Raw genomic sequence first — 19,074 nt, 5'->3', positions numbered from 1 at the left:
AATCGCCGCCGATGAAGGGAATTCGCCAGCTTGCCGAACACCTCGACATCTCGATCGGAACCGTTTCTCGCGCCCTGAACGGCAAGCCCGACGTCAACGAAGAAACACGCAAGCGCGTGCTCGCTGCCGCCGAGGAACTGGGCTACGTCGCCAATCAATCCGGCCGCAGCCTGAGACAGGGAACGACGAACGTCATTGGTCTGATGCTCGAAATGAGCAAGGAAACCACTGAGAATGGCGACAACTTCTTCCTTGGCCTGACCGGCGGCTTGCAGAACGTCCTTTCGCGTCACAAGCTCGACCTCATCATGCTCCCGTGCCCGAGCGACGAGGACCCGCACGAATATCTGAAGCGCATGGTGGCACGCCGCGTCGTCGACGCCATGATCATTTCCGCGACGCAACGCATCGACAAGCGCATCGACCTCCTGTCGCGAACCAAGATCCCCTTCGTCGCCCTCGGCCGCAGCACCTCCGGCAGCAACTATCCCTGGATCGACCTCGATTTCGACGGCGTCGCCAACAGTGCCGTCGATCGGCTGGTCGCTCACGGTCACCGCCGCATTGCCATCGCGGCACCCTCCAACGACATCAACCTTGGCTTCATCTTTCTCGACGGCTACCGTCGCGCGCTCGAGCGGCACGGCATCGCCTTCGATCCATCCCTGGTCATCCGGGTGAAATCGAGCGAACAGGGCGGCTATCAAGCCGCCCACGAAATCCTGCTCATCAAGGACCGGCCGACGGCCGTGATCCTGATCTACGAACTCATGGCGATCGGCCTTTATCGACGGCTGAACGAGGCGGGCGTCGTTCCCGGCCGCGACCTTGCCGTCATCGGCTTCCGCGAAGAGCCGCGCGCGAAATTCCTCCAGCCGACCCTGACCTGCTTCAGGATGTCCCTGCCCGACCTCGGTGTCGAGCTCGCCGAAACCCTGCTCGCCACAATGCCGGCCTATAGCCACTTTTATCCCGAAGGCGCACGCAGCCGCATCTGGCCGCTCGAACTCGTCCCCGGAGAGAGCGACGGCTTTCAGCTGGGGAAAGACGGATAGAGCCCGAGATGAGCGAAGACAGCATCACATTATACGAGGCGATTGGCGGGGAGCCTGTCGTTCGCGCCCTGACCACCCGCTTCTACGAGCTGATGGACACACTTCCCGAGGCCGCGCGTTGCCGCGCCGTTCATCCCCCGACGCTCGAGGGAAGCCGTGAGAAGCTTTACGAATACCTGACAGGCTATCTCGGCGGTCCGCCGCTCTATACCCAAAAACGCGGCCATCCCCGCCTACGCGGCCGTCATTTCGACGCCGCCATCGGACCCGCCGAGCGCGACGAATGGCTGCTTTGTTTCCGTCGCGCGATGGAAGATACAATTGCCAATGAAAAGCTGCGGGCAATCATCTGGGATCCGGTCGAACGCCTTGCCCACCATATGCAGAACAAGGAATAGAGCCGTCGTGAACCGCTATGTCAAACCGCTCATCCCACTGTTGTCCGGCATTTTCGGTTGTGCCGGTGTCGCCCTTTCCGCGGCCGCTGCTCATGCAGGCGGCGACACGCACCTGCTCGCCTCTGCATCCACAATGTGCCTGGCGCACGCCCCTGCACTCCTCGCGCTCTACACCTGCTTTGGAAAACTCAGGACTGCAGCTCCTGCCGCCATCCTGCTCGGATTGGGAAACCTGCTTTTCTCCGGCGACGTGATTACGCTGTACTTCCGGGGTTCCGGCCTTTTCCCGATGGCAGCGCCCATCGGCGGATTTGCAATGATGGCCGGCTGGTTGGCGATAGCGCTCGGCGCAGTCTTTGGGGAAAAGACCGAATCGACGGTTTAGGATCGAGTGTTTACGAATAGGAGCGTCGGGATCAGATCCCATCAACCGCGTTGAAGCCCTCGAACACGGGATGGCCCTTGTAGACCGCCTTATGATCACCGGCATTGCGGTGCGCCGCACGGAAGTCTTCGGATTTCGTCCAGTTCTGGAAATCCTCCTCGCTGCGCCAGACTGTATGCGAGGCAAAGAGTGTATATTCCTCCTCCTCATTGGTCTTGCTGCGCAGCAGACGGAATTCCACAAAGCCCGGAACCTCAGGAAGCCGCGACTTGCGATTTCTCCAGATGGTTTCGAATTCGCCTTCTGAGCCGACGGCGACTTTGAAGCGGTTCATGGCGATGAACATGTGCAGACCTTTCAATCCTTGCGGGAACGACCCGAAGTCTTGCGCGATGGCCGCGCAAAGGCAACCACATTCCTGCCGTCTGCGACACCCGGCCCGAGAGCGAGCGGGCAAGCGCCGTCGGGAAATCGCGCCGTCGCCAGCGGAAAAGCGATGACATTGGATGGGCGGGCCAGATCGTCGCGACGAGACAGGGACGCCTGAACCTCCGGCATTGAGCTCTGAGCCTTGTAGCCGTCAAGCCTGTGCAGCCCGATCATCGTGACGCCGTCCCTCTTTGCGTCGTCCCTCTTCAAGCTGTCCTGGCCGTCATCGCTCATAGCGCCGGATCCTGGTCATTCATGGTGTGAAGCGCCCGCTCGAGGCTTGACTTGCTGCCATTGCGCAGCGGAATAAAAGTCTTGCCGTGCCGCTTGCAGCCGGTTTTCACCCTGAGGCAGGCGTCGTGGCTGATGCAGTCGATCGGGCAAAAAACGCAGTCGACCGAAGGCAGGACGGTATCGATACGCGACACTGCCTCGCGCAGCCCGCCGTCATGGTGGATCAGTTCCGCGCCGAAATTGCTGGCTATCTGGCGCAGATGCGCGACCTGGCAATCGCGACCGCCAACGTAGAGGAAGCTTTGTCCGTCCAGCCGGGACTTGCCGGATGCTTCAGGCACGACTTCCTCCTGGCGGACTTCGCGTTGGAAGTCCCTCTTGCCCCTGCGCGCCATGCGTCACCCCATTTATTGGCCTGTTTTCTCAGCCGAATCGACCGGCTGCCAGCGACCGTATAAAACTTGATTTTTGAAGTCTAGTATAAAGTTGATTATTTTTATCATCTTTTAGACGTCGCTAATCCCCCGTCACCTGAACCTCCTGGGTAAACGACCAGCTTGGTTTGCCCCATTCGGGAGGAAGAGGCGGAAATGGTGCCGCGCGACGCACTCCGTCGATGACCGAACTGTCCAACTCGGGAACTCCAGAGCTGCGGGCAACGGAAAGCGCTGCAATTTCGCCGCCTGCGCCGATCGTCATACGAATCCGCACGTTCAACAATGCGGTCATTCGCTTGTATTCCTCCGGGACATGAAGGGAGCGACGGATTCGCGACCCGATCTTGCCGGGATAATTGGCAACCGCCGCACTGCCCGCGCCTGCGCTGCTGACAGCGCTTTGCGAATTCGCGTTCGATTGCCCGTCTTCTCGCCCATCGGACAAACCCTTGCGCTTGTCTTCGACGCCGCTGCCTTCCGACCCGGACTTCGCCTTGACCGATTTTGGCGGCTGCTTCTTCACCACATCAGGACGCCTCTCGACGATCTTGATCACGGGCTGCACCGGGGGCACTGCGGAATCGACGGCTCTTTCCATTGGTTGGACGGGGGACGGCGCGACCTGCGCCGGCGGCGTCTCAGCCGGCTGGACCTGCGCGGTCTGGGCCACGGTTGTCTCGGCCGGCACCTGCAAGGTCAACACCTCCGGCTCGGCAGAGGCGATGGTTTCCGGCAACACCTGTTGCACCGGCTCTGTAGCGGCCGCTTCCACAGAATCGGCCGCAAAGGGCGGAGCTTCGGTCGACTGGACCTCCGTCTCTGCCGTTTCGACCGGTTGCGTCACCTTAGATCGAACAGTCTCGGCGACGATTTTTTCCGGCTCCAGGTGTTTGTTCTTCTCGCCAGCGGCCGTCTGGCCGACATCGGAATCACCCAGCATGACAACGCTGATGGCTCCCCCAGCCTCTTCCTCGGGATCTTCAGGCACAGCACCCATGGTTGTCACCAATGTGGCAAACAACGCTGCGTGAAAAAGCAGGGAGCCGAAACAGGCGAAGGTGACGCGTCTTCCGGTCGGCCGGCTGGGCCTAACCTGGCGCTCTACCGAGGCGCCGATCGATGGGACCGACGCGGCTGTGTTCGCAGCCTGATGAATTGGAAAGGACGCGATCTCGGAGAGGTCCCCATCATCGACGACAGGCTCGGTGGACGGCTGGCATGCAATGCCATCGAGATCGGAAAGCGAGTGGCCCGGAATGATCCCGGGACTATTGTCGTTGACGACACGACCTATTCGCGGATCAACGGCAATCCTCCTCGATGTCGATTTCGCCGAAGGCGCCATGGTTGTGCATCCATTGGTGAGGGGGCTGTGGAGTTGACCGGGCCTCAGCCCTCGAAAGGCACTGAAGTCTCAGACCGCGTAGCGAGCCCAGCCTTGCATTCGCCAGCGGCCGGCCCGTCGCAAACGGTCGTATCGTTGATGATGACGCGGCTGATGCCCTCGCATTTCACGTTCGGCATATCGAATTGGCGCACACGCTTCTTGCCGACCGGCAGATCGCGAAAATCAAGCACCGTGATGCGGTCGACGGCATTCTTGTCGTTGAAGAGTGCCAGTTCGAAAGCGATCTTGGAAATCGGTGTCGCCAGATCGTTTTCCGCGACGAAAGTCATCATGCAGCCCTTGGCGGATGGCGCCAACGCATTCAGCGCTACGTTGAGCTTGTCACCGCCCTTATCGTTGCCGTTGGGGACAGGCTGTTGGGCAGACGCCGACGTCGCTACCAGAAGCCAGCCTGTCAACAAGGCAATCTCTCTCTTCCCGGCCATCCCATTCCCCTGAATTCGCTGTGAAAAACAAACTTGACAATTAAAGTCTCCTATTGCTTGTTTAGAAAAGCATGAGTATTGAAGTCAAGTTAATTTTGCCGGGAACGGCTTCGTTTCACCGGCGGGTCAGTGGGTAATGCGAAGCGAGATGATTGCTGAACAGCACAATGCAATGACGGAACAAGCCAAGAGACCCGAGCAACAGGTGACGCAGGTGAGGATCATCGAGAGCGCGGATGTCTTTCGCGGTCAGAGCGAGGTCGTGATCCGCCATGAAGGTGCAGTCTACCGGCTGAAAATCACCCGCCAGGGCAAACTCATTCTCAACAAGTAAGCAAACGATAGGCATGAAGACGATGACCGAGACGACGAGACCGACCCCCACCGAAATCCGCGCCTTCCGCGCCGAAAACAAAGGCCTGCGCGAGCGCGACATCGCCGCACGGCTCAACATTTCCGAGGCGGCATTGATCGCGGCGGAGGTTGGCATCACAGCCACTCGGATCGACGCCGATGCCAATCGTTTTCTTGCAAGGGTAGCCGAGCTCGGCGAGGTTCTTGCCCTGTCGCGCAACGAGAGCGCGGTGCATGAGAAGATCGGTGTCTACGAGAACATCAAGGCCGGTGTGCAGGCCGCCATCGTGCTTGGCGAGAACATCGACCTGCGCATTTTCCCGAAGCGCTGGGCCCATGCCTTCGCGGTCGCCAAGATCGAGGGCGTTGACGAGAAACTCAGCCTCCAATTCTTCGACAAGGCCGGCAGCGCCGTCCACAAGGTCCATCTGCGCCCTGCATCCGATGTCGCGGCCTATCGCTCGATCGTCGCGGAGCTGCGGCTCGATGACCAGTCGCAAGACTTCCTCGAGGATCGCTCCGGCTACGACAACGGCGAGATCGACGGCGACGTCAGCCGCGACGAGCTGCGCGACCACTGGGGCCGGATGACCGATACCCATCAATTCGTCGGTCTGTTGAAAAAGCTGAAAATCGGGCGACAGAGGGCGATCCGTTCCATCGGCAACGATTACGCCTGGAAGCTCGACAGCAGCGCGGTCGCAGAGATGATGCACGCATGCGCCGGCGAGGGCCTGCCGATCATGTGCTTCGTCGCCAATGACGGCATCGTCCAGATCCACTCCGGTCCGATTGTCAGCGTCAAAACCATGGGCCCGTGGATCAACGTCATGGACCCGACTTTCCACCTGCATCTGCGCCAAGACCATATCGTTGAAACCTGGGCCGTTCGCAAGCCGACCAATGACGGCCACGTGACCTCGCTCGAGGCCTATGGCGCCGACGGCGAGATGATCATCCAGTTCTTCGGCAAGCGGCAGGAAGGGTTCGACGAACGCCGCGATTGGCGGGGGATCATCGAAGATCTGTCGAAATTCGACGCCAGCGTCGCCGCTTGAGGATTGCGATCGTGAGAATGCTGGAAAATGCCAAGCGCATCCGACCCTTTGAGGTCGCCTTGACGGCCCTCGTCATGCTGCTGCCTCTGGCGCCGCTTGACGGCAAGAACGGCTACGGCCTGGTGCAACCCGCCCACGCGACGGAAGCGCCGCGGCTTGACACCTCCCGTCTGGTTTCGATCGGCGGCGACATCACCGAGATCATTTATGCGCTAGGCGAGGAGAAGCGGTTGATTGCCCGCGACAGCACCAGCCTCTATCCCGAGGCGGCGCGAAAGCTCCCCGATGTCGGTTATATGCGCGCGCTGACGGCGGAGGGCATACTCGCGGTCAACCCGAGCGCGATCATAGCAGTCGAAGGGTCCGGGCCGGCCGAGACCCTCAATGTCCTGCGCAACGCAAGCGTTCCCTTCGAAACCATTCAGCAGAGCTACGATCGCGACGGCATTCTGAAGAAGATCGATGCGGTCGGCGCGCTGCTCGGCGTCGCCGACAAGGCAAAGGCGCTTAAAGACAAGGTCGCAGCCGATCTCGACGCGGCGATCAACGCATCAGCCGCCCGCCCGGACAGCGAACGCAAGCGGGTGCTCTTTGTGCTGAGCGCGCAAGGCGGCAAGATCCTGGCATCGGGAACAGGCACGGCCGCCGACGGCGTCATCAAGCTCGCCGGCGCGGTCAACGCGGTCGGCACGTTTCCTGGCTATAAACCCTTGACCGACGAAGCGATCATCGAGGCAAAGCCCGATGTCATCCTGCTGATGAGCGGTGGCGGCGACCATCCGGTCACCGATGAACAGCTTCTGGCCCAACCGGCGCTGGCACTGACGCCGGCAGCGCAGAACAAGGCCATCATCCGCATGGACGGCTTGCATCTGCTCGGGTTTGGTCCGCGCACGGCCAGCGCCGTCCGTGAACTCAATGCCACGATCTACGGGGGCTGAGATGGCACTGAATGAGGCGGCGTCAGTGCTGCCCACCTTCGCAAGCCGCATCCTTGCACGACACCGTGCCGGCGATCGATCGCAGGTCGCCATGCTCTTCGTTGCAGCGCTCGTGGCAGGCGCCGTTTTCTCCCTGCTTTTCTCCGTGACGACAGGCGCCTCCGACGCTTCCGCATTCGAGGTGATCCGCGACCTGGCCACCTCCAAAGGCACTCAAGGCGCCCTCAGCGTGCGGGACCACATCATCATCTTCGATATCCGCCTGCCCCGCGCCATTCTCGGTTTCATGATCGGAGCTTCGCTCGCGGTCTCCGGCGCGATCATGCAAGGGCTGTTTCGCAATCCGCTCGCCGATCCGGGCCTCGTCGGCGTTTCCTCGGGCGCCGGCTTCGGTGCAGTGGTTATGATTGTGCTTGGAGGCACGCTGGCCGCGCCGCTCTATGTCGTGCTCGGCTTATACGCTCTGCCGATCGCCGCCTTCAGCGGCGGACTTGCAACCACGCTCGCGCTTTACCGCATCGCCACGCGAAACGGTCAGACATCGGTTGCGACAATGCTGCTTGCCGGCATCGCGCTTGGTGCCCTGTCGACGGCCATGACCGGCCTGCTGGTCTACATGGCCGACGACAAGCAGCTGCGGGACATGACCTTCTGGAGCATGGGCTCGCTTGCCGGTGCAACATGGATGAAGATCGCAGCGGCCGGCCCGATCATCCTCCTGTCGTTTGCGGCTATCCCCTTCTTGGCGCGCGGTCTCAACGCCATGACGCTTGGGGAAGCGGCAGCCTTTCACATGGGCGTCCCGGTCCAGCGGCTGAAGACGATCGCCATCCTCTCAGTGGCCGCCGGTACCGGCGCTTCGGTGGCGGTCAGCGGCGGCATCGGTTTCGTCGGCATCGTTGTGCCGCATATCCTGCGCATGGCGATCGGCCCCGATCATCGCTACCTGCTGCCGGCCTCCGCCTTGCTCGGCGGCTCGCTCCTGATCTTCGCTGATGTGCTGGCGCGCACCGTCGTCGTACCGGCGGAGCTGCCGATCGGCATCATCACAGCTGCGGTTGGGGGTCCCTTCTTCCTCTGGATATTGCTGCGCCATCGCACACGATTGAGCCTGTGACATGATCGAACTGACTGATCTATCCGTGCGGCTCTCCGGCAAGCCGGTCGTCGAGAACATTTCCTTCGCCGCGCGCGCCGGCGAGTTGACTGCGATCTGCGGCCCGAACGGCTCCGGCAAGACCACGACGATGAAAGCGATATCGGGCGAGATCGGCTATTTCGGGTCCGCACGCATCAACGGCGCCGAAATTGCCGCTCTCGAATCGTGGAAACTGGCCTCGATCCGCGGCGTCCTGCCCCAGGCAAGCACCATCTCCTTCCCTTACACCGTTCGCGAAATCGCCCGCATGGGCATGACGGCGGGGAGAAACAGGCAGCCGGAACTCGCCGATCGCATCATGGAAGGCGCGCTTGCAGCGGTCGACCTTGTCGGCTTCGAGGGGCGTTTGTATCAGGAACTCTCCGGCGGCGAGCAGCAGCGGGTCCAGCTGGCTCGTGTGCTCTGCCAGATCCGCGACCCGGTGGTCGATGGAAAGGCCTGCTGGCTGTTGCTGGACGAACCGGTGTCGAGCCTCGACATCAGCCACCAGCTGACAATCATGACGCTGGCGCGGGCATTCTGCCGATGCGGCGGCGGCGTTGTCGCCGTCATGCACGATCTCAATCTCACCGCCCTCTTCGCCGACCAGATGGCGTTGCTGAAATCCGGAAGGCTGGCGGCTTTCGGCCCGGTGAAAGACGTTCTGACCGACAGCCATCTCGAAAAGGTCTTCGGCTGCAGCCTCAAGGTGAACCAGCCGCCTGCCGATGAGACGCCCTTCGTGCTTGCTCACAGTGCACTTGCCGATTGAGCAAAGCCGCCGGTGTATCCCGGTTTCGGAACTTTCTTCCCTCCGTCGCGTTTAACCTGGCGACCGCATGGATCGATGCCGGAGGTATTTTCGCGTGCATCGATCCGGGCAAAAGCAAACCGGCGCGTTCCTGTGCCCAAACAGCGGAGTAACATCATGGCAGCTTCCATCCTAGACCAGGTACGCGGCAAGCGTAACGGCACGTTCCAGGACGTCGAAACAACGATCGAGGACCAGGTAGAAGCCCTGCGGGGCGAGATCGCGGCTTTGACAAAGCTGATCAGCAAGAACAGCGCCAGGCAGGGAAAGAAGGTTCGCGAACAGGCTCGATCGAGCTACGACGACCTCATCGCCCAAGGCGAAGATCTCATTCAGCAGCTTCAGGACGGCTATCTCAACGGCGCCAGTGAAGTGCGCGAGACCGTCCGTCGTCACCCGATCGCGACGATTGGCGCGGCTGCGGCTTTCGGATTGGTGATCGCCCTTCTCGCGCGCCGATAAGGAGACCAGATGCTGTTTCCCATTATCAGCTTTCTGATGTCGGGCTCTGTCCACCGCACCGTTGCGCGAACCAAGCGCAACGGTATTTTTGTGGCGGTCGCCGTGGTCCTTGTTCTCACCGCCTACGTCTTTGCCCTCGTGGCAGCAGCAGTGTGGCTTGGAACGGCCTACGGGGCCGTCGGCGCGGCGCTGTTGATTGCGGCAGGCGCCCTGCTGCTGGCCATTATCCTGCTGGTCGTCATGGCGATCCTCAACGCACAGGAACGGCGGCGCGCACGAGAGAGCCGCGCTGCGTTGGAATCTGTCGCAATCGTCGGCCTGGAACTGATCCGCTCCCAGCCCCTGCTGGCTGCGGCCGTTGCCGGCGCATTCTTGCTGAGCACCCTCACCGGCTCGCGCAAGGAACACGACTGACGGACAGGCTCGCTCATTTCCCGACATGCGCACAAATGAAAAACCGCCGGGCTTGCTTCCAAGCCCGGCGGTTTTTCATTTGGTCACGAGGTTGTCAGAAGGCAAATGCCCGCGATGTCAGCGGCGATGAGGTCGCGTCGGGGCCGAAATCCGCCTCGCCACTGATCTGCAGCAGTTCCTGCAGACGCTGGCGGGCGCGATTGACGCGGCTCTTGATAGTGCCCACCGCACAGCCGCAGATCTCGGCTGCTTCCTCATAGGAAAAGCCGGAGGCGCCGACGAGAATGATCGCCTCGCGCTGATCCGGCGGAAGCTGTTCCAGCGCCTTGCGAAAATCCTGGAGATCGAGAGCGCCGTATTGCGACGGATGCGTCGCCATGGATTCGGTAAAGAGACCGTCGCTATCCTGGACCTCACGACCGCTCTTGCGCATCTGGCTATAAAGTTCGTTGCGAAGGATCGTGAAGAGCCACGCCTTCATGTTGGTTCCCATTTCAAAATGGTCCTGCTTTGCCCAGGCCTTCATGATCGTGTCCTGGACAAGATCGTCAGCGCGATCGTGGCGTCCGGTCAAGGATATCGCGAATGCGCGCAGGCTCGGCAGGGCGGCAAGCAGCTCTCGCTTGAAACTCGGTTCCACTTTTTCCATCAAGGCTGATCCCTATTCGCCCATCTTTGCGGACGCCATGCGTTGCTCAACCTGATCAAGTTTCTCGAGCAAATCGAGGAAACGGTCAGGGATGGCCTCGTCCTGGGCGGCGGCATAAAGGGAACGCAGCTTAACTCCGATCTGGCTGTTAGGATCTAAAATGTCAGCAGCCTTGACGTCGGGGCGCCTCGGCTCTGCTTCTTCCGGCTTTTGCGTTGTCATATAAAAATTTCGCTCTCGCATGCTCTGTTTGAGGTCGTGGGCTGCGTCCGCTATCACTGTCGTCCAAGACGGTCCCGTCGGAGTTGCGCGATGCGCGCTCCATCCTCCGCTTCCATCCTTTAGAAAATCGGATATTAGAAAAGCCAACATCTGTCGGCACCATAATGCATAGAATTAAAAAAAGTTCCGGCAGCAGTGGAACTTTTTTACCGGCAAAGTGTTTCCTAGGCATTACAGGGCCAGAGCGGCCGACATACTGGGAGTTTTATATGACACTTTCCACCCGAATTGCGCCGCATCTTCCCTACTTGCGCCGCTATTCCCGCGCTTTGACAGGAACACAGACTTCTGGCGATGCCTATGTGGCGGCAGTATTGGAAGCGATCATCGCCGACATTTCGATCTTTCCCGATACATCGAACGATCGTGTTGCCCTATACAAACTGTTCACCGAGCTCTTTGGTTCCACCGCAGTCCAAATACCCGAGCCGACGTCACCCTATGCCTGGGAGCAACGGGCTTCCGTCAACCTCGCCCGCGTCTCGCCCGTCGCCCGTCAGGCTTTCATCCTCGCTTCCGTCGAGAACTTCCGCCTCGCTGAAATCGCCGACATCCTGGATGTCGAGGAAAAGGAAGTCGTCCGCCTGCTCGATAAGGCTTCGCAGGAAATTTCCCGACAGGTGGCAACGGACATCATGATTATCGAAGACGAACCGCTGATCGCGATGGACATCGAGCAGATGGTTGAAAGCCTCGGTCACCGTGTCACCGGTATTGCGCGCACCCACGCCGAAGCAGTGGCCCTCTACAACGCGACCAAGCCCAGCATGGTACTCGCCGACATCCAGCTTGCCGACGGAAGCTCCGGCATCGACGCTGTCAACGACATCCTGAAGAGCTCCAGCATCCCCGTCATCTTCATCACCGCCTTCCCCGAGCGCCTTTTGACGGGCGAGCGACCGGAGCCGACTTTCCTCGTGACCAAGCCTTTCAATCCGGACATGGTAAAGGCGCTGATCAGCCAGGCGCTGTTCTTCAACGAGACAACGCGAGCGGCGGCCTGATATCCTTTTGCATTTCATGAGGGAACAAAGATATGAAGCGGGCGTTCCGGCAATATCGGGACGCTCGTCTAGCGTCTGCGGAAAATAGTTGGGCGGACGATAACGACTTCTTGCAGATAGTTTATTGCCCGGGCTTTCTCGAAAGCCGAGAAGAAAGGCATCTTGGTGAACAAGGCTGAACCATTGTCCGGCGCAACCTTTGGCTTCGAAGGCAAGGCCGCCATGATGGAGCGGGCGCTTGGCAGCGCCGGTATTTCGCTCATTGTCCAGGATTCCAGCCTCGCAATCCGTTATGCCGAGAACCTTCCTGATCATTTGAAGCCATCACTGGTCATCGGCACCAACGACGTGCAGCTTTTGGGGGAAAAGGACGGGGATTATGTCCTGCACCTCAAGCGGGAAGTACTGAAGACAGGCAAGCCCTCCAGTGCGGAAGTCGAGTTTTCGACGACCGAGGGCACGAAGATCTATGAGATCAAGGTACAGCGCACCGGCGACAACAGTGCTCACGGACTTCTATCGGTGATCGCAGAGGTCACCGAGTCGCGTCATCGCGAAAAAGTCTTGAAGTCGTTGCTGCGCGAACTGTCCCATCGCTCCAAAAATCTGTTGGCGATAATTCAGGGTATCGCCACGCAGACGGCGCGCAATACGCTGTCGCTTGATAACTTCATCATCAAATTCCGCGGACGGCTGCAATCGCTGTCGAATTCACAGGATCTTATCACCGATAGCAGCTGGCGCGGCGCCTATCTCTTCGAACTCGCCGAAAAGCAATTTGCCCCCTATTGGCCGGATGCGACGGTGCCGATGCCGATCTACGGCATAAATGCGCACCTGACGCCCAATGCCGCCGTCCACCTGGGTCTTGCGCTGCACGAACTGATCGTGAACTCGGCATCGTTCGGCGCGATCGCCAACGGGTCGACCAGCATCACGTTGAATTGCCGGGAGACGGAACTCGACGGGCGCAAGGCGATCGAAGTGGCTTGGTCTGAAAGCATCGCCACGCCCGAGACGGCAGAGGAATTCGCGGAAAACAGCTTCAGCAAGACCGTGCTTGAGCGCGTCGTTCCGACCTCGATGAGCGGCAAGGCTCAATTCAGCGTCGATACATCCCGCATCGAATACAAGATCATCATTCCCGAGACCGAATACGAAATCTTTCGGCGAACTTAAGCGCCGTCAATCCGGCGGCCCCAATGAAAACAGCCAGTGCGAGGGCGGCGCACTGGCTGCTTTTACTCATCGGGAGGGGACCGTGAGTATAAGCCCGGAGATGGGTTGGGGGCGCGCATTGGGTATATGCGGTCATCTCTCGGACGATTTGATAACGACCAGTTTGATTGTTGGTTCCCCTCATTGGCAAAAATCTTCGAAAAAAGATCGAGCCGTTTCCTGCGGTTGCAGCGACCAGGATGAGGCCCGGAAGAATGAGCTTGAAGCCGAAAGCGCCTAACCCAGATCAACATGCAAGCAATATAAAGTTATATTTGTAATCAAAGGTTTATGCCGTAATTTACGCTTGGGCAGCCCACCAGCGCCAATCCTCTCCTCCCTCTCACAAATCACTCTAAAAATCTCAAAAATTTACCGTTTGATAAAATTTTTATCCTGAGTTACCGTTCGTTCCCTGGCCGTTTTAAATAAAAGAGGGAACTTAAATGGGACGCCTGGAAACCGGGATTCACAAAGGCAGGCTCACGCCCGCTGAATATGATGCCAATTTTTCCGATCTTCACCCGCGCCTGAACAATCACGAGGCGCTGGTTGCTTCCGACCGATGCTACTTCTGTTACGACGCGCCGTGCATGACGGCCTGTCCCACCTCGATCGACATTCCGCTTTTCATCCGCCAGATATCGACGGGCAACCCGATCGGATCGGCGAAAACGATCTTCGACCAGAACATCCTCGGCGGCATGTGCGCCCGCGTCTGTCCCACCGAACAGCTCTGCGAGGAAGCCTGCGTCCGCAACACGGCCGAAGAACGCCCCGTCGAGATCGGCCGGCTCCAGCGCTATGCGACCGACGCCGCCATGGCCGAGAACAAGCAATTCTACCAACGCCCTGCCCCAAGCGGCAAGACAATCGCCGTTGTCGGCGCTGGACCCGCGGGCCTTGCCTGCGCTCATCGCCTCGCGATGAAGGGTCATTCCGTCGTCATTCTCGATGCGCGACCGAAGGCCGGCGGCCTCAACGAATACGGCATCGCCACATACAAGACGGTCGACGACTTCGCCCAGAAGGAAGTCGACTATGTGCTGTCCATCGGCGGCATCGAGGTTCGCAACAACCAGGCGCTCGGCCGCGACTTCACTCTGGCTGAGCTTTCCTCCCAATATGATGCCGTCTTTCTCGGCCTCGGCCTTGCCGGCGTCAACGCCTTGCGCACTGAGGGCGAGGACCTCGAAGGCGTCGCCGACGCAGTGTCCTACATTGCCGACCTGCGCCAGGCAGGCGACAAGGCCGACATCGCGATCGGCCGCCGCGTCGTGGTGCTCGGCGGCGGCATGACCGCCATCGATGCCGCAGTGCAGGCAAAGCTGCTCGGCGCCGAAGAGGTGACGATCTGTTACCGCCGCGGCAAGGAACACATGAACGCCTCCGAATTCGAACAAGATCTTGCGGCCTCCAAGGGCGTCATCATCCGCCATTGGCTGGCGCCGAAGCGGATCGTCGAAAAGGATGGCAAGGTTGCCGGCATCGAGGTCGAATATACCGAGCTACGGGACGGCCGCCTGACCGGCACCGGCGACGTCGGCGTCATAGCTGCCGATCAGATCTTCAAGGCGATCGGCCAGACTTTCGAAGCCTCGGGCCTTGGCGCATTGCACATGGAAGCAGGTCGTATCGCCATCGACGCCGGGGGCCGGACATCGCTCGACGGCGTCTGGGCCGGCGGCGATTGCGTGCTTGGTGGCGACGACCTCACGGTCTCCGCCGTCGCGCAAGGCCGCGACGCGGCCGATAGCATCAACCTTGCACTGGCAGCGGCGCTTTCGCCCGCCGTCGCAGTTGCTTGAACGGGGAGAACTGACATGGCTGATCTGCGCAATGATTTCGTCGGCATCAAATCCCCAAACCCGTTCTGGCTTGCCTCCGCACCGCCAACCGACAAGGCCTATAATGTCGAACGCGCCTTCAAGGCGGGCTGGGGCGGCGTCGTCTGGAAGACGCTCGGCGAGGAAGGGCCGCCTGTCGTCAACGTCAACGGCCCTCGCTACGGAGCGATCTGGGGCGCCGACCGCCGGCTGCTGGGCCTGAACAATATCGAGCTCATCACCGACCGCGACCTCTACACCAACCTTCGCGAGATGAAGCAGGTGAAGATGAACTGGCCGGACAGGGCACTGATCGCCTCGATCATGGTGCCCTGCGAGGAGCAGGCCTGGAAGGCAATCCTTCCGCTGGTCGAAGAAACCGGCGCCGACGGGATCGAACTCAACTTCGGCTGTCCGCACGGAATGTCGGAGCGCGGCATGGGCGCCGCCGTCGGCCAGGTGCCGGAATATATCGAGATGGTCGTGCGCTGGTGCAAGCAATACACCCGCATGCCCGTCATCACCAAGCTGACGCCGAACGTCACCGACATCCGCAAGCCGGCGCGTGCTGCAAAGGCCGGCGGGACGGATGCCGTCTCGCTGATCAACACCATCAATTCGATCGTGTCGGTCGATCTCGACAATTTCGCTCCCAATCCGACCGTCGGCGGCAAGGGAACGCATGGCGGCTATTGCGGCCCGGCGGTGAAGCCTATCGCCCTCAATATGGTGGCCGAGATCGCGCGCGATCCGGATACCTACGGACTGCCGATCTCCGGCATCGGCGGCATCACCACCTGGCGCGACGCTGCCGAATTCATTGCCCTTGGCTCCGGCAATGTCCAGGTCTGCACAGCCGCGATGACCTACGGCTTCAAGATCGTCGAGGAGATGATCACCGGCCTGTCCGACTGGATGGACGAGAAGGGCCACCGCACGCTCGACGACATCACCGGGCGCGCCGTGCGCAACGTCACCGACTGGCAATATCTCGACCTCAACTACATTGCCAAGGCGCGCATCGATCAGGACGCCTGCATCAAGTGCGGACGCTGCCATATCGCCTGCGAGGACACATCGCACCAGGCAATCACCAACATGGTCGACGGGGTTAGGCATTTCGAGGTGATGGACGAGGAATGCGTCGGCTGCAATCTCTGCGTCAACGTCTGTCCCGTCGAGAACTGCATCACGCTCGAACAGCTCGCCCCAGGCGAACTCGACAAACGCACCGGCCGCATCGTCGAGGCGACCTACGCCAACTGGACCACCCACATCAACAACCCGGCAGCAAGACAAGCCGCGGAGTGAGGGGAACAACCGACGGCAGTCTCACCACGCTTGAGGGACTGCCGTCCTATGGGATTAAGTCGTTGGACATGATAGACGGCGCAGGCGGCCGACCGGCGCGCCGCAAGCAGGAGCCTATCATGTCACGCAAGCCCTTCAACGACGTGAGCTTTTGAAGTCACGTCCAAGCGACGCAAGTCGTTCCCGTCGGAAACCGGGGTCAAGACCGGCAACCGTTTCATTCATGGCGAGGTCGAACTGATCGAAAAGCTCGGACGCAAAGATCCCTGCCCCTGCGGTTCACGGAGCAGGTTTCAAGAACTGCTGCCTGAAATCGGGCTGCTATGAGGGCATCGAGCGGGATCACTACTTTTAGGGATCGGGATTGAACCGGGCCGCAAAGGCTGTGCCGATCTACACAAAGGCATTTCAAGAACGGACGTCGCGGCAATTTTCGCGACGTTCAGGAACTGAACGCAGCATCGGGCGAAGGATCCGGAACGCCCTCTTTCCCGCCAATCATCAGCCCGTCGACGAAAAGCTTTTCGAGATAGCGGGCAGCATCTTCGAAACGGCCGACGCCGGAATGTTCCTGGCCGAGCACCGCGCGCACCTGGACGTCGAAGTCGGCATAGTGCTGTGTCGTCGACCAGATGGAGAAGATCAGATGGTAGGGATCGCATTTGGCGATCTTGCCGGCCTTGGCCCAGGCACGGATCACCGCCGCCTTTTCATCCACGAGGCTCTTCAGCGGGCCTTTCAACTCATCTTCGATATGCGGCGCACCTTGCAGAACCTCGTTGGCAAAAAGCCTGCTTTCCCGGGGAAAGTCACGAGCCATCTCGAGCTTGCGCCTGATATAGCTGCGGATCTCGCTTTCGGGATTTCCATCGGCGTCGAAAGCCCGCAACGGCTCCAGCCAGGTGAACAACACCCGGTCGATCAGCGCCCTATGCATCGCGTCCTTGGTGCGGAAATAGTAGAGCAGATTGGGCTTCGACATGCCCGCAACCTCGGCGATCTGGTCGATGGTCGAACCGCGAAAACCATGGGCGGAAAAAACATCCAGAGCGGCCTCCAGTATCTGCTCTTCCTTTTCTTCCTGGATACGCGTGCGCCGCTGGGTCCTGGCGGCTCTTGGGATGGCCATGTCGGTTTTGTTTCCCCTTGAAATTCAACCGTTTCAGTCAACTCTGCATCAAACGCGCACCTGACGCTGTTTTAGGCATCCGCCTCAAATTTTGTCGGTGCTTTTCGTCTTTTTCGTCTTGAGCGTCGCCACGGAAGTTGTAATGTTTACCAATCGGTCAAATATCGATCAGTTGCCAGGCAAAGGCAACCGGCGATTTTCCGGAGCAAATAAAAACAAAGAAATGCTCCGGTCATTGATCTTGGGAACAACCGGCATGCACCTTGCATGACCGCGACGAAACAGGTGAGGGAAAGCATATGGTGGCCGCACCAGGCGAAAACATGCGTATCGATGGCGATCGCCTTTGGGACGCATTGATGGACATGGCAAAGATCGGCCCGGGGATCGCCGGCGGCAACAACCGCCAGACCTTGACCGACGCCGATGGCGAGGGTCGTCACCTCTTCAAATCCTGGTGCGAACAGGCCGGCATGACCATGGGCGTCGACAAGATGGGCACCATGTTCGCGACCCGCGCCGGAACCGACCCGGACGCCCTGCCCGTCTATGTCGGCTCCCATCTCGACACGCAGCCGACCGGCGGAAAGTATGACGGCGTCCTTGGCGTGCTTGCAGCCCTCGAGGTCGTGCGCACCTTAAACGATCTCGGCCTGAAGACGAAGCATCCGATCGTTGTGACCAACTGGGCAAATGAGGAAGGCGCGCGCTTTGCCCCCGCCATGCTTGCGTCAGGCGTCTTTGCCGGCGTCCACACGCTCGATCACGCCTATAGCCGCAAGGACCCCGACGGAAAGAGCTATGGCGACGAGCTGAAGCGGATCGGCTGGCTCGGCGACGAGGAAGTCGGCGCCCGCAAGATGCGCGCCTATTTCGAATACCACATCGAACAAGGCCCGATCCTCGAAGCCGAGAACAAGGCGATCGGCGTCGTCACCCACTGTCAGGGGCTGTGGTGGCTCGAATTCACATTGACCGGCCGCGAGGCGCATACGGGCTCGACGCCGATGAACCTCAGGGTCAATGCCGGCCTTGCCATGTCGCGGATCATCGAAATGGTCCAGGGCGTGGCGATGGAAAACCAGCCGGGTGCCGTCGGCGGCGTCGGCCAGGTCTTCTTCTCGCCGAATTCGCGCAACGTCCTGCCGGGCAAGGTGGTCTTCACCGTCGACATACGCACGCCCGACCAGGCAAAGCTCGACCGGATGCGGGCCAAGATCGAGACGGAGGCCGCAAAGATCGCCGAGGCGCTCGGCGTCGGCTGTTCGGTGGAAGCCGTCGGCCATTTCGATCCGGTCACGTTCGATCCGAAGCTCGTATCCGCCGTTCGCAACGCTGCCCAAAAGCTCGGCCTCAGCCACATGAACATCATCTCCGGCGCCGGCCACGACGCCTGCTGGGCCGCCAAGGTCGCCCCCGCCACGATGGTCATGTGCCCCTGCGTCGGCGGCCTGTCGCACAACGAGGCCGAAGAGATTTCCAAGGAATGGGCCGCAGCCGGCGCCGATGTGCTTTTCCACGCGGTCGTCGAGACGGCGGAGATCGTGGAGTGATGGCGGGATTGGCGCAAGCGGCCCCCTCATCCGCCCTTCGGGCACCTTCTCCCCAAGGCGAGAAGGAAGGTCGCAGCGGCTCGGCATATCTCCCCTTCTGCCCCGCGGGGAGAAGGGGGACCGCAGGGTCGGATGAAAGGGAAACGCCATATC

The 19,074-nt window shown here is 60.4% G+C and carries 23 protein-coding genes; 15 read left to right on the top strand and 8 right to left on the bottom strand.

Annotation, left to right across the window (positions count from 1 at the left end):
* The first annotated feature begins 11 nt into the window (after positions 1-11).
* The 3 genes from AB4Z52_RS01860 to AB4Z52_RS01850 are packed head-to-tail and all read left to right on the top strand — an operon-like array spanning position 12 to position 1,838.
* Entirely contained in the window at positions 12-1,055 is a 1,044-nt protein-coding gene (locus AB4Z52_RS01860; protein ID WP_442216192.1) for a substrate-binding domain-containing protein, read from the top strand.
* A gap of 8 nt (positions 1,056-1,063) precedes the next feature.
* Positions 1,064-1,453 carry a globin domain-containing protein gene (locus AB4Z52_RS01855; protein WP_442216191.1) on the top strand — a complete coding sequence of 130 codons (390 nt, stop codon included), beginning with the start codon at positions 1,064-1,066 and terminating at the stop codon, positions 1,451-1,453.
* 7 nt (positions 1,454-1,460) lie between these two features.
* Positions 1,461-1,838: a DUF423 domain-containing protein gene (locus AB4Z52_RS01850; protein WP_442216190.1), complete on the top strand. Its 378-nt coding sequence runs from the start codon at positions 1,461-1,463 to the stop codon at positions 1,836-1,838.
* A 31-nt stretch (positions 1,839-1,869) separates the two neighbouring features.
* On the opposite strand, the gene AB4Z52_RS01845 is transcribed toward AB4Z52_RS01850, so the two are convergent.
* The 5 genes from AB4Z52_RS01845 to AB4Z52_RS01825 all read right to left on the bottom strand — a co-directional run bounded on the left by AB4Z52_RS01845 (position 1,870) and on the right by AB4Z52_RS01825 (position 4,771).
* On the bottom strand, positions 1,870-2,184 hold the full coding sequence (locus AB4Z52_RS01845) for an antibiotic biosynthesis monooxygenase family protein (RefSeq protein ID WP_442216189.1): 315 nt from the start codon (positions 2,182-2,184) through the stop codon (positions 1,870-1,872).
* A gap of 11 nt (positions 2,185-2,195) precedes the next feature.
* Positions 2,196-2,501: a hypothetical protein gene (locus AB4Z52_RS01840; RefSeq protein ID WP_442216188.1), complete on the bottom strand. Its 306-nt coding sequence runs from the start codon at positions 2,499-2,501 to the stop codon at positions 2,196-2,198.
* Positions 2,498-2,896: a DUF2325 domain-containing protein gene (locus tag AB4Z52_RS01835; protein ID WP_442216187.1), complete on the bottom strand. Its 399-nt coding sequence runs from the start codon at positions 2,894-2,896 to the stop codon at positions 2,498-2,500. The genes AB4Z52_RS01840 and AB4Z52_RS01835 overlap by 4 nt, the downstream gene beginning before the upstream one ends.
* A 121-nt stretch (positions 2,897-3,017) precedes the next feature.
* Positions 3,018-4,283 carry a cell envelope integrity protein TolA gene (locus tag AB4Z52_RS01830; protein WP_442216186.1) on the bottom strand — a complete coding sequence of 422 codons (1,266 nt, stop codon included), beginning with the start codon at positions 4,281-4,283 and terminating at the stop codon, positions 3,018-3,020.
* Between the two features lie 44 nt (positions 4,284-4,327).
* On the bottom strand, positions 4,328-4,771 hold the full coding sequence (locus AB4Z52_RS01825; protein ID WP_442216185.1) for a hypothetical protein: 444 nt from the start codon (positions 4,769-4,771) through the stop codon (positions 4,328-4,330).
* Between the two features lie 172 nt (positions 4,772-4,943).
* On the opposite strand from AB4Z52_RS01825, the gene hemP reads away from it, so the two are divergent.
* From hemP to AB4Z52_RS01790, 7 genes are all read left to right on the top strand, one after another.
* Entirely contained in the window at positions 4,944-5,105 is a 162-nt protein-coding gene (gene hemP, locus AB4Z52_RS01820; RefSeq protein WP_442216184.1) for a hemin uptake protein HemP, read from the top strand.
* A gap of 22 nt (positions 5,106-5,127) precedes the next feature.
* The gene (locus tag AB4Z52_RS01815) at positions 5,128-6,183 is read left to right on the top strand and encodes a hemin-degrading factor (protein ID WP_442216634.1); all 1,056 of its coding nucleotides are present in this window, start codon (positions 5,128-5,130) and stop codon (positions 6,181-6,183) included.
* A 17-nt stretch (positions 6,184-6,200) separates the two neighbouring features.
* Positions 6,201-7,124 (top strand): heme/hemin ABC transporter substrate-binding protein, encoded by a 924-nt coding sequence (locus AB4Z52_RS01810; RefSeq protein ID WP_442216633.1) that lies wholly within the window; start codon positions 6,201-6,203, stop codon positions 7,122-7,124.
* A gap of 91 nt (positions 7,125-7,215) precedes the next feature.
* Complete coding sequence (locus AB4Z52_RS01805; protein ID WP_442216632.1) at positions 7,216-8,241, top strand: FecCD family ABC transporter permease; 1,026 nt, start codon at positions 7,216-7,218, stop codon at positions 8,239-8,241.
* Position 8,242: 1 nt separating this feature from the next.
* Positions 8,243-9,034 (top strand): heme ABC transporter ATP-binding protein, encoded by a 792-nt coding sequence (locus tag AB4Z52_RS01800; protein WP_442216183.1) that lies wholly within the window; start codon positions 8,243-8,245, stop codon positions 9,032-9,034.
* Positions 9,035-9,190: 156 nt separating this feature from the next.
* A complete protein-coding gene (locus AB4Z52_RS01795) occupies positions 9,191-9,535 on the top strand; it encodes a DUF883 family protein (RefSeq protein ID WP_442216182.1) in 345 nt (114 codons plus the stop codon).
* 9 nt (positions 9,536-9,544) lie between these two features.
* Positions 9,545-9,949, top strand: a complete 405-nt coding sequence (locus AB4Z52_RS01790) for a hypothetical protein (RefSeq protein ID WP_442216181.1) — start codon at positions 9,545-9,547, stop codon at positions 9,947-9,949.
* Positions 9,950-10,043: 94 nt separating this feature from the next.
* Here the strand turns inward: AB4Z52_RS01790 and AB4Z52_RS01785 are convergent, their stop codons facing one another.
* Positions 10,044-10,598, bottom strand: coding sequence for an RNA polymerase sigma factor (locus AB4Z52_RS01785; RefSeq protein ID WP_442216180.1), 555 nt, complete (start codon positions 10,596-10,598; stop codon positions 10,044-10,046).
* 12 nt (positions 10,599-10,610) lie between these two features.
* Complete coding sequence (locus AB4Z52_RS01780; RefSeq protein WP_442216179.1) at positions 10,611-10,820, bottom strand: NepR family anti-sigma factor; 210 nt, start codon at positions 10,818-10,820, stop codon at positions 10,611-10,613.
* A gap of 269 nt (positions 10,821-11,089) precedes the next feature.
* On the opposite strand from AB4Z52_RS01780, the gene AB4Z52_RS01775 reads away from it, so the two are divergent.
* The 4 genes from AB4Z52_RS01775 (at position 11,090) to preA (ending at position 16,239) form a co-directional block, all read left to right on the top strand.
* Positions 11,090-11,884: a response regulator gene (locus tag AB4Z52_RS01775; RefSeq protein WP_442216178.1), complete on the top strand. Its 795-nt coding sequence runs from the start codon at positions 11,090-11,092 to the stop codon at positions 11,882-11,884.
* A 183-nt stretch (positions 11,885-12,067) separates the two neighbouring features.
* Positions 12,068-13,063: an HWE histidine kinase domain-containing protein gene (locus tag AB4Z52_RS01770; protein ID WP_442216631.1), complete on the top strand. Its 996-nt coding sequence runs from the start codon at positions 12,068-12,070 to the stop codon at positions 13,061-13,063.
* 485 nt (positions 13,064-13,548) lie between these two features.
* On the top strand, positions 13,549-14,910 hold the full coding sequence (locus AB4Z52_RS01765; RefSeq protein ID WP_442216177.1) for an NAD(P)-dependent oxidoreductase: 1,362 nt from the start codon (positions 13,549-13,551) through the stop codon (positions 14,908-14,910).
* A gap of 15 nt (positions 14,911-14,925) precedes the next feature.
* Positions 14,926-16,239, top strand: a complete 1,314-nt coding sequence (gene preA / locus AB4Z52_RS01760; RefSeq protein WP_442216176.1) for an NAD-dependent dihydropyrimidine dehydrogenase subunit PreA — start codon at positions 14,926-14,928, stop codon at positions 16,237-16,239.
* Positions 16,240-16,681: 442 nt separating this feature from the next.
* On the opposite strand, the gene AB4Z52_RS01755 is transcribed toward preA, so the two are convergent.
* On the bottom strand, positions 16,682-17,368 hold the full coding sequence (locus tag AB4Z52_RS01755; RefSeq protein WP_442216175.1) for a TetR family transcriptional regulator C-terminal domain-containing protein: 687 nt from the start codon (positions 17,366-17,368) through the stop codon (positions 16,682-16,684).
* 299 nt (positions 17,369-17,667) lie between these two features.
* Between AB4Z52_RS01755 and AB4Z52_RS01750 the strand changes: the two genes are divergently transcribed.
* Entirely contained in the window at positions 17,668-18,921 is a 1,254-nt protein-coding gene (locus AB4Z52_RS01750) for a Zn-dependent hydrolase (RefSeq protein WP_442216174.1), read from the top strand.
* Positions 18,922-19,074: the final 153 nt, after the last annotated feature.

The organism is Rhizobium sp. 2YAF20 (assembly GCF_052114685.1).
In the GTDB taxonomy this organism is placed as follows: Bacteria; Pseudomonadota; Alphaproteobacteria; order Rhizobiales; family Rhizobiaceae; genus Rhizobium.
Note: the sequence above shows the minus strand (reverse complement) of the source record. Positions and strands in the feature narration are given on the sequence as shown.